Source organism: Klebsiella sp. CN_Kp088 (assembly GCF_040064335.1).
GTDB classification, from domain to species: domain Bacteria; phylum Pseudomonadota; class Gammaproteobacteria; order Enterobacterales; family Enterobacteriaceae; genus Klebsiella; species Klebsiella aerogenes.
In genome coordinates this window covers 75,871-83,474 of record NZ_JBEAIQ010000036.1, presented here as the reverse complement: position 1 = coordinate 83,474, position 7,604 = coordinate 75,871, and the positions used below count along the sequence as shown (strand labels likewise).

The following is a 7,604-nucleotide window of genomic DNA, read 5'->3' as shown; positions in this document are numbered from 1 at the left end:
GCTGTCATAGCAACGTAAACGAAAGGCTCAGTCGGAAGACCGGGCCTTTTGTTTTGGTGTTTTGCGGCCAGGTACTCCGCCATCTTCCCCGGTGGCGCTGCGCTTACCGGGGCAACAGACCCGTAGCCCGGAAAAGGTGCGCAGCACCGCCTCCGGGGAAATCCCACCTATATCACCGCTATTGCCTCTCTAACCAACTCGCAATAAACGTCGCGATCTGTGGAATATTATTTAAATCCAACAGCGGAAGTGACGTCACGATGGGCACATCGCTGGCCACGGCGATCGTATGTTCATCAATCACTAGCTCTTCTACAAGATGTCCGCTATTTTGCCGAAAAAGCAGGATCTTCGGCACAGGTTCATGCTTAAAACCCTCCACCAAAACGAAATCCAATTTGTCAGGATCCATTCTGCTTACCAGCCATTGAAGATCTAATTCGGGTTCATCTGGGGTTTCTGTCATCAGCGCCCAACGCTGCTTACTGGCGACAATAGTTTGTGAAGCGCCAGCTTTGCGCAACTCATAACTATCCTTGCCAGGTTTATCGACATCCATATTGTGATGAGTATGCTTTATTAGCCCCGGCCGCAATCCTTTAGCGCAGAGTTCAGGGATAAGGCGTTTTAATAACGTTGTTTTCCCGGTACCGCTCCATGCGGCGATCGCCAGTAAGGGGATCATGATGACTCCTGCATCTGCTGCAACTCATCCAACGTATTTACATTGATGAACGCTGATTTCACATCGCTGAAATTCACCGGGTGCCCACCTACTTGACGCATAAAGACCATCACCCGGCGTTCTCCATGAGCCAGATAAGTCTCCAGTTCCGGAATGATTTGACGATGAACTAATGCAACGGCGGGATGATCGCGCTCGCCATCGTGTACCCAAACCACCGGCGCTGAAGCTTTCTGTTGTAGAAAGCGCTCGACCAGAAAAGAGGGGATGAACGGCGTGTCGCAGGGGCAAAATACAAACCATGGGCTATCTACCTGCTGCATAATGGCAAGCATTCCGGCCAGTGGGCCTGGAAAATCAGCTTGGGTATCGCGATAAACGGCATATCCGCTAGTATGCCAATACTCAAGATTGCGATTAGCGCTAATCACTAATCTGCCTACCTGCGGCTCTAATGAATCCGCAACGTGACGCCAGAGAGGACGACCATTCAGCAACTGCAATCCCTTATCAACACCGCCCATGCGCGTAGCTCTTCCACCCGCCAGCACGACGCCGGTTATTGCCTCGCTTTGCATATTAATATCGCCTCTTTCATTGTGGGATTGACCCTGTTAACTTGTCCCTATCAAGAGTAAGGAGCATGACTATGAAATGTAAACGCCTGAATGAAGTAATTGAGCTTCTCCAGCCAGCCTGGCAAAAAGAACCTGAACTGAACCTGATGCAATTCTTGCAGAAACTGGCGGCTGAAGCAGGTTACAAAGGTGAACTAGCCGATCTTTCTGATGATATTCTGATTTATCACCTGAAGATGCGTGACTCATCGAAAGAGGCTGTCATCCCGGGTATTCAGAAAGATTATGAAGAGGATTTTAAAACCGCACTGTTACGCGCGCGCGGTGTTATTAAAGAGTAAAAGGTTGTAAGTGCTGCCGCGAAACCGGCTACGAGATGATATCCTGAAGCATTCGTACGATTATCGGATGTCAGGATGCACGATAAGGCTTTTACTTTTCAGACGCTTCACCCGGATACCATCATTGATGGATTATTCGATCTGGGAATGCGGGTCGACTCCGGTCTGACCCCGCTTAATAGCTATGAGAACCGTGTTTACCAGTTTCAGGACGAAGATCGCCGACGCTACGTGGTGAAGTTCTATCGTCCTGAACGCTGGTCTGCAGAACAGATCCTCGAAGAACATCAGTTTGCGCTTCAACTCGTAGAAGATGAAGTGCCCGTTGCCGCGCCGCTCTTATTTAACGACAGCACGCTACATCAACATCAAGGATTCTTCTTTGCCGTCTTCCCAAGCCTCGGTGGCCGCCAGTTCGAAGCGGATAATCTTGACCAAATAGAATGGGTCGGGCGCTATCTTGGCCGCCTGCACCAGACCGGTCGTAAGCAGCGTTTTAATGCGCGCCCGGAGATTGGCGTACAAGAATATCTGTTGGAACCACGTCAGGTATTCGAACAGGCGACGCTTATTCCATCTGGTCTGAAGGCTGATTTCCTGGGTGCGGCTGATAAACTCATCGATGCCGTCAGGGCGCAGTGGCACGGGCGTGCGGATACGCTTCGTCTACATGGCGACTGCCACGCCGGTAATATCCTGTGGCGCGATGGTCCGCTGTTTGTTGATTTAGATGATGCCCGCAGCGGCCCGGCGGTACAGGATCTCTGGATGCTGCTGAATGGTGATAAAGCCGAACAGCGCATGCAACTGGAGACCATCATCGAGGCTTATGAAGAATTCAGTCCGTTCAACACGGACGAAATCGCTCTCATCGAACCTTTACGCGCCATGCGTTTAGTTTATTATCTGGCGTGGCTGCTCAGGCGTTGGGACGATCCTGCTTTCCCTATAAATTTTCCATGGTTAACCGGGGAAGATTATTGGCGCGGGCAGACTGCAACATTTCTTGAGCAGGTGAAGGTTCTGCAGGAACCCCCTCTTCAGTTAACGCCAATGTATTAATGTGATATATCAGGAGAGAAATAATCATGAAAAAAATTTGGCTGGCGCTGGCTGGTATGATTCTGGCTTTCAGTGCATCCGCTGCCCAGATCACCGACGGCAAGCAGTACACCACCCTTGATAAGCCGGTTGCAGGTGAACCTCAGGTCCTTGAGTTCTTCTCATTCTACTGCCCGCACTGCTATCAGTTTGAAGAAGTGCTGCACGTTTCCGACAATGTACGTCAGAAACTGCCTGAAGGCACCAAAATGACCAAGTATCATGTTGAATTCCTGGGCCCGTTGGGTAAAGACCTGACCCAGGCGTGGGCTGTGGCGATCGCGCTGGGCGTTGAAGATAAAGTAACCGCGCCGATGTTTGAAGCGGTACAGAAAACCCAAACCGTGCAGTCCACTGCCGACATCCGTAAAGTCTTCGTTGATGCGGGCGTTAAAGGTGAAGATTACGACGCGGCATGGAACAGCTTTGTGGTGAAGTCTCTGGTCGCCCAGCAAGAGAAAGCCGCAGCCGATTTACAGCTGCAGGGCGTTCCGGCGATGTTTGTTAATGGTAAATACCAGCTGAACCCGCAGGGTATGGATACCAGCAATATGGACGCGTTTGTTTCCCAGTACGCAGATACTGTGAAACAACTGGTTGAAAAGAAATAAAAAAAAGCCGGTCACTGACCGGCTTTTTTTATCGACTCTATAGTCACGACTTTTCGTTACCCTGCATAATGTCAGTGAGCTGACGATCTTTTTCTTCCCAAAGCCCATTCAGCCAGCGCTGGAAACCGCGCTTAAAGTTTTTATCATTGACGTAATCACCGTGTAGTTCCTCGCCAATCGGCACCAGATTAATACGTACCACGATGCGCGTCAGGCGGCCGCTTAACATATCGTAAAACGGCCTGGCATTATTATCCGGATAGCACAGCGTAACGTTCAGTAGCTTATCGAACTGTGCGCCGAGGACGTTTAACGCCATCGCAATGCCCGCAGCTTTAGGCGGCAACAGGTTGTGGTAAGGCGAGCGCGTCTCGCGCTTCTTTTCAGCGGTAAACCTTGAACCTTCGACGAAATTGACGATGGTTGTCGGATGAGAGCGGAATTTTTCACATGAGCGGCGAGTCGTTTCGACGTCTTTACCGCGACGTTCCGGGTGGCGCAGTAAGTAGCCGCGCGAATAGCGGCGCATAAAAGGCATATCAAGCGCCCAGCAGGCCAGGCCGATAAACGGTACCCAGGCCAACTGCTGCTTGAGGAAGTATTTATTCATCGGGATATGCTTGCGAAACAGAACGCAGAGCACCACGATGTCCGCCCAGCTGTGATGGTTGCTGATAAGCAGATACCAGTTCTTTTTATTCAGCCCTTCCAGCCCCTGAATATCCCATTTCAACCATGGGTTGAGATGCAGCAGCAGCGCCAGTCCTTCGCACCAGCAATACATCATAAAATTGCAAAAAACGGAAATAGAACGCCAAACCGCCGGGATAGGTACCAGCAGTTTAATCAGTCCGGCGATGATAATCGGTACGGAACAGATAATGGTGACTAAGATAGTAAGGGCGATACTCAGCGGGAGCGTTATCGCAGCGAGTAATCTCGACATAGTTAGTTTATTCAGAAAGTTAGGCCGGCAAAGAACCTTCTTAAGCCGCGCAAGAGGCTGATTTTACCAGAAAACGCGGTAAATAACGGGTCTTACCAGAACAGAAAAAAACGCGAATCTTATATCCACATGGAACATTGAGTCATCATGAATCGCATATAGCCTTGGGGGAAGATTTAATTCTTTGATATATAATGAGTTATAAGATCCCATGTTACATGGCTTAGGCTTTTTTGGCTGAGGCGATAAAACTATACACAAAGTTATCCACAGATAATATTGTGCAGCGATTCCCCTCTGCGATTAATCTTTTCGGCTAAATGCGGGAAAAATTCAGGATTTCATGCCCGTCTGTGGCATCCTTTACCCATAATCTGATAAACAGGCACGGAAATTATGGTTCAGATCCCAGAAAACCCTCTCATCCTCGTCGACGGCTCCTCTTACCTATATCGGGCTTACCACGCCTTCCCACCGCTAACCAATAGCGCCGGGGAGCCTACCGGCGCTATGTACGGTGTGCTGAATATGTTGCGTAGCCTGATCCTGCAGTATCAGCCGACGCATGCCGTCGTGGTATTTGATGCCAAAGGGAAAACCTTCCGTGACGAATTGTTTGAGCATTACAAATCACATCGTCCGCCGATGCCGGACGATCTACGTGCGCAGATTGAACCGCTGCACAAGATGGTGAAGGCGATGGGGCTGCCGCTGATGGCGGTGCCTGGCGTTGAAGCGGATGACGTTATCGGCACGCTGGCCCGCGAGGCGGAAAAAGTGGGCCGCCCGGTACTGATCAGCACCGGTGATAAAGATATGGCGCAACTGGTGACGCCGGGCATTACCTTAATCAACACCATGACCAACACTATCCTCGGCCCGGAAGAGGTCGTGAATAAGTACGGCGTACCGCCGGAACTGATTATTGATTTCCTCGCGCTGATGGGCGACTCCTCGGATAACATACCTGGCGTCCCGGGCGTTGGGGAAAAAACGGCGCAGGCGCTACTGCAGGGTTTGGGTGGTCTGGATACACTCTATGCAGAACCGGAAAAAATCGCCGGGCTGACCTTCCGCGGCGCGAAAACGATGGCGGCGAAGCTGGAGCAGAACAAAGAGGTGGCCTACCTCTCTTATCAACTCGCGACGATAAAAACCGATGTTGAACTGGATCTCGGTTGCGAAGAGCTATTAGTTGCGCAGCCGGCGGCAGATGAGCTGCTGGCGTTGTTTAAACAATATGAATTCAAACGTTGGATCACCGATGTCGAATCCGGCAAATGGCTACAGGGGAAAGGCGCTAAACCAGCGGCGAAACCAGCTGAAGCCGCGGTGATTATGGAAGAAGAGGTCGCCGCGACGCTCTCTTCTGAGCATTATGTGACAATCCTGGATGAAGCGACGCTGGTCGAATGGATTGCCAGATTGAAGAAGGCGCCGCTATTCGCTTTTGATACCGAAACGGATAGCCTCGATAACATTTCCGCCAATATGGTGGGTCTGTCATTCGCGATTGAGCCTGGCGTCGCGGCTTATGTGCCGGTGGCCCATGATTATCTCGATGCGCCGGACCAGATCCCACGTGAACGCGTGCTGGAGCTGCTCAAGCCGCTGTTGGAAGATGAAAAGGTGCTAAAAGTAGGGCAAAACCTGAAGTACGATCGCGGCATCCTGGCCAACTACGACATTGAACTGCGTGGTATTGCCTTCGACACCATGCTGGAATCCTACACCCTCGACAGCGTCGCGGGTCGACATGATATGGATAGCCTGTCCGATCGCTGGTTGAAACACAAAACCATCACTTTTGAAGAGATTGCCGGCAAAGGTAAAAATCAGCTCACCTTTAATCAGATCGCGCTGGAAGAGGCCGGGCGTTACGCCGCGGAGGATGCTGACGTGACGCTGCAACTGCATCTGAAGATGTGGCCGCAATTGCAGCAGCATGAAGGCCCGCTGAATATCTTTAAGAATATCGAGATGCCGCTAGTACCGGTGCTGTCGCGGGTTGAGCGCAACGGCGTGAAAATCGATCCGGCGGTGCTTCACGCGCATTCGCAGGAGATCGCTAAGCGTCTGGTTGAACTGGAACAACGCGCCCATGAAATTGCCGGTGAGGAGTTCAACCTCTCTTCTACCAAACAGTTGCAAACCATCTTGTTTGAAAAGCAGGGCATCAAGCCGCTGAAGAAAACGCCTGGCGGTGCGCCGTCGACTTCTGAAGAGGTGCTGGAGGAACTGGCGCTGGATTACCCGCTGCCGAAGGTGATCCTCGAGTATCGTGGGCTGGCGAAGCTTAAATCGACCTATACCGATAAGCTGCCGCTGATGATTAACCCGAAAACCGGTCGTGTTCATACTTCGTATCATCAGGCGGTGACGGCGACCGGGCGTCTCTCTTCGACCGATCCTAACCTGCAGAATATTCCGGTACGTAATGACGAAGGTCGTCGTATTCGTCAGGCGTTTATTGCGCCTCAGGACTATCTGATTGTGTCTGCTGACTATTCGCAGATTGAGCTGCGCATCATGGCGCACCTGTCGCGCGATGAGGGGCTGCTGAAGGCGTTTGCGGAAGGTAAGGATATTCACCGTGCCACCGCGGCAGAGGTATTTGGCTTACCGTTAGAAAGCGTCAGTAATGAACAGCGCCGCAGCGCGAAGGCGATTAACTTCGGCCTGATTTACGGTATGAGCGCATTTGGTCTGGCGCGTCAGCTGAATATCCCGCGTAAAGAAGCGCAGAAGTACATGGATCTCTATTTCGAGCGCTATCCGGGCGTACTGGACTATATGGAACGTACCCGCGCGCAGGCGAAAGAGCAGGGCTATGTTGAAACGCTGGAAGGGCGTCGTCTGTATCTGCCGGATATAAAATCCAGCAATGGCGCCCGCCGCGCGGGCGCGGAACGAGCGGCGATCAACGCACCGATGCAGGGAACGGCGGCGGATATTATTAAGCGGGCGATGATTGCCGTTGATGACTGGCTGCTGAGTGAAAAACCGCGCGTGCGGATGATCATGCAGGTGCACGATGAACTGGTGTTTGAAGTGCACAAAGACGATCTGGACAGCGTATCGAAGAAGGTGCATGAGCTGATGGAGAACAGCACCACGCTGGCGGTGCCGTTATTGGTGGAAGTCGGTAGCGGTGAAAACTGGGATCAAGCGCACTAAGTGGGCAATCTGTAAGGCTCTTTTTTGTAAGTTAGCAACATAACTTATAGATTTTTGTGATGGCCATTTGAATTTGTTATGTAAATAGTGAAAAAAAACTACAAAAAGTGCTTTATCCATAACCGAAAGAAGAGTAAAGTTATTCGCGTAGGGTACAGAGGTAAG

Annotated in this window: 7 protein-coding genes; 4 read left to right on the top strand and 3 right to left on the bottom strand. The window is 51.2% G+C overall.

Going from position 1 to position 7,604, the window contains the following annotated elements; all coding sequences use genetic code 11:
* Positions 1-178: 178 nt before the first annotated feature.
* Complete coding sequence (mobB, locus tag ABLV08_RS22350) at positions 179-685, bottom strand: molybdopterin-guanine dinucleotide biosynthesis protein MobB (RefSeq protein WP_015368985.1); 507 nt, start codon at positions 683-685, stop codon at positions 179-181.
* A complete protein-coding gene (gene mobA, locus ABLV08_RS22345) occupies positions 682-1,263 on the bottom strand; it encodes a molybdenum cofactor guanylyltransferase MobA (protein WP_032712986.1) in 582 nt (193 codons plus the stop codon). Before mobA ends, mobB begins: the two co-directional genes overlap by 4 nt.
* A gap of 71 nt (positions 1,264-1,334) precedes the next feature.
* Here mobA and ABLV08_RS22340 point away from each other — a divergent pair, with 71 nt between their 5' ends.
* The 3 genes from ABLV08_RS22340 to dsbA all read left to right on the top strand — a co-directional run bounded on the left by ABLV08_RS22340 (position 1,335) and on the right by dsbA (position 3,316).
* Positions 1,335-1,604, top strand: a complete 270-nt coding sequence (locus ABLV08_RS22340; RefSeq protein ID WP_015368982.1) for a YihD family protein — start codon at positions 1,335-1,337, stop codon at positions 1,602-1,604.
* 75 nt (positions 1,605-1,679) lie between these two features.
* A complete protein-coding gene (locus tag ABLV08_RS22335; protein WP_015368981.1) occupies positions 1,680-2,666 on the top strand; it encodes a serine/threonine protein kinase in 987 nt (328 codons plus the stop codon).
* 26 nt (positions 2,667-2,692) lie between these two features.
* Positions 2,693-3,316: a thiol:disulfide interchange protein DsbA gene (dsbA, locus tag ABLV08_RS22330; RefSeq protein WP_015368980.1), complete on the top strand. Its 624-nt coding sequence runs from the start codon at positions 2,693-2,695 to the stop codon at positions 3,314-3,316.
* Between the two features lie 43 nt (positions 3,317-3,359).
* Here the strand turns inward: dsbA and ABLV08_RS22325 are convergent, their stop codons facing one another.
* Positions 3,360-4,262, bottom strand: a complete 903-nt coding sequence (locus ABLV08_RS22325) for an acyltransferase (protein ID WP_015368979.1) — start codon at positions 4,260-4,262, stop codon at positions 3,360-3,362.
* A 396-nt stretch (positions 4,263-4,658) separates the two neighbouring features.
* On the opposite strand from ABLV08_RS22325, the gene polA reads away from it, so the two are divergent.
* Complete coding sequence (gene polA, locus ABLV08_RS22320) at positions 4,659-7,439, top strand: DNA polymerase I (protein WP_047076022.1); 2,781 nt, start codon at positions 4,659-4,661, stop codon at positions 7,437-7,439.
* Positions 7,440-7,604: the final 165 nt, after the last annotated feature.

Coding starts and splice junctions, on each gene's coding strand:
- dsbA (WP_015368980.1), top strand. CDS start 2,693: ATGAAAAAAATTTGGCTGGCGCTGGCTGGTATGATTCTGGCTTTCAGT.
- ABLV08_RS22340 (WP_015368982.1), top strand. CDS start 1,335: ATGAAATGTAAACGCCTGAATGAAGTAATTGAGCTTCTCCAGCCAGCC.
- ABLV08_RS22325 (WP_015368979.1), bottom strand. CDS start 4,262: ATGTCGAGATTACTCGCTGCGATAACGCTCCCGCTGAGTATCGCCCTT.
- mobB (WP_015368985.1), bottom strand. CDS start 685: ATGATCCCCTTACTGGCGATCGCCGCATGGAGCGGTACCGGGAAAACA.
- ABLV08_RS22335 (WP_015368981.1), top strand. CDS start 1,680: ATGCACGATAAGGCTTTTACTTTTCAGACGCTTCACCCGGATACCATC.
- polA (WP_047076022.1), top strand. CDS start 4,659: ATGGTTCAGATCCCAGAAAACCCTCTCATCCTCGTCGACGGCTCCTCT.
- mobA (WP_032712986.1), bottom strand. CDS start 1,263: ATGCAAAGCGAGGCAATAACCGGCGTCGTGCTGGCGGGTGGAAGAGCT.